Here is an 827-nt window from a genome sequence, read left to right as displayed (position 1 = left end):
ACGTTATGCCCAATTTAAGAACAACACGTATGACAACAAACATTTGGATAGAAAAAGGTTGGGGCGACTCAGTTGAGAACGCAACATTTGATGACATAAAATCCGCAATTGAAGAAACAATCCGAATGGACGAAGAACACGGAGCTTTTTGGGTTGGACATATGGAGAATGAATTTGTCCTTGAAGTTCACAAAAACCTTGACCTATTTTTTGTTTATGGAGAAAACCAAGACGAACAAATTCAAACCAAGCTGGACAATTTGGAAGACGTAAAATACTTCTTTAAATTATATTTTGACAACGAATTTGAAAAATTAAAAACTGAAATTGAGTTGAGACCATTTACATATAAGAAACTGACAAATGGATAGTGTTTATATACCAAAGACAGAAATCGAACTTGAAAATTGGATGAAAGAAAACTGTTTTAACTTTAATAGCTATTCAATAAACGGAAACGGTATTTATGAAGGTTTTGGAATTGACAAATCAGGCGGACTTTATATTTGGTATTATACGGAACGTGGACAAAAAGACAATTTGAAATACTTCAAGTCAGAAACTGAAATAGTTGAATATGCTTTTAATCAGATTAAGTCTGACAAATGGGCAAAGACACATTGCATTGGTTTTTCCGCAGACATAAATAAAATCAACGATTTAAAAAACATATTACAGACAATTGAAACAGAATTTTTTGACGATAAAATACCTTATTTCGGAATAGACAGACCTGTTTATAGAGTATTTGTATTAGGTTGCGACATTAAAAAGACAGAATATTTAAAAGAAAAATATTGGACAGAAAAATAAAAACTGGGCATAAT

Annotated in this window: 2 protein-coding genes; both read left to right on the top strand. The window is 31.4% G+C overall.

The genetic code is table 11. The annotated features are described in order from the left end of the window. A partial coding sequence (locus tag IAI56_RS15790; protein WP_222941036.1) for a hypothetical protein occupies positions 1 to 371 on the top strand: 371 nt, incomplete at its 5' end. Then, on the top strand, positions 364 to 813 hold the full coding sequence (locus tag IAI56_RS15785; RefSeq protein WP_187658769.1) for a hypothetical protein: 450 nt from the start codon (positions 364 to 366) through the stop codon (positions 811 to 813). The genes IAI56_RS15790 and IAI56_RS15785, both read left to right, overlap by 8 nt. Positions 814 to 827: the final 14 nt, after the last annotated feature.

Source organism: Flavobacterium macrobrachii, from assembly GCF_014486675.1.
Classification (GTDB): Bacteria; Bacteroidota; Bacteroidia; order Flavobacteriales; family Flavobacteriaceae; genus Flavobacterium; species Flavobacterium macrobrachii.
The sequence above is the reverse complement of the archived record's forward strand: the minus strand, read 5'-3'. Positions and strand labels throughout refer to the sequence as shown.